This is a genomic window from Bradyrhizobium sp. NAS80.1, from assembly GCF_001908205.1.
GTDB lineage: Bacteria > Pseudomonadota > Alphaproteobacteria > Rhizobiales > Xanthobacteraceae > Bradyrhizobium.
Genome location: NZ_LGHL01000498.1, coordinates 1 through 625, shown reverse-complemented (window position 1 = coordinate 625; position 625 = coordinate 1). Strand labels below are relative to the sequence as shown.

Sequence of the window (625 nt, the reverse complement as noted above, 5' to 3'; positions counted from 1 at the left end):
CGTTCATGTCGGCGTCGACGAGCTGGCCGACACCACGATCCACCGAGTCCATCAGGGTCTTGACGAACTCCGTGTTGGTCGAGATGCGGTTCTTGACGGCGCCGAGGTCGGCGGCGGCCGAGGCCACCGAGTTGATCGCAGCGGTGACCTGCGCGATGTAGCCATCGAGAATGGTCTGCTGGGCGGCCGAGTCGTCCACCGCGCTGATGTCGATCGTGTTGACCGACGCAGTGCCGCTCACCTTGTCCAGGATGCCGGTCTGGGTGCTGCTATAGAGCGAGTAGTTGGCGATCGTCAGGGTGATTTTGCCGACGGTGGGCGTGCCGCCAACGCGGGAGAACGACGACACCAGGTCGAAGGTCGGCGGTGTGGTACCGGTCACCGTGCTCAGCCAGTTCACGCCGTTGAAGGTCGCCGCATCGGCCGTGCCCTTCATCTGCTGCTGGATCTGGGTGATGTCGGCCTGGATCTTGGTGCGGTCGATACCGGCGGTCTTGGCTTCGACCAGCAGCGCCTGGAGCTTGGTCAGGCCGCCGGTCTTGTCGCCCACAACCGAGGTCAGAGCGGTATATTCGGTGTCGACGGTCGCGGCCGACAGACCGAGCGAGTCGGAGACGGCGGAGAG

The 625-nt window shown here is 64.8% G+C and carries 1 protein-coding gene; it reads right to left on the bottom strand.

Annotated features, from left to right (window positions below):
• On the bottom strand, positions 1–625 hold a 625-nt coding region (locus AC629_RS44510; RefSeq protein WP_084810849.1), incomplete at both ends, for a flagellin.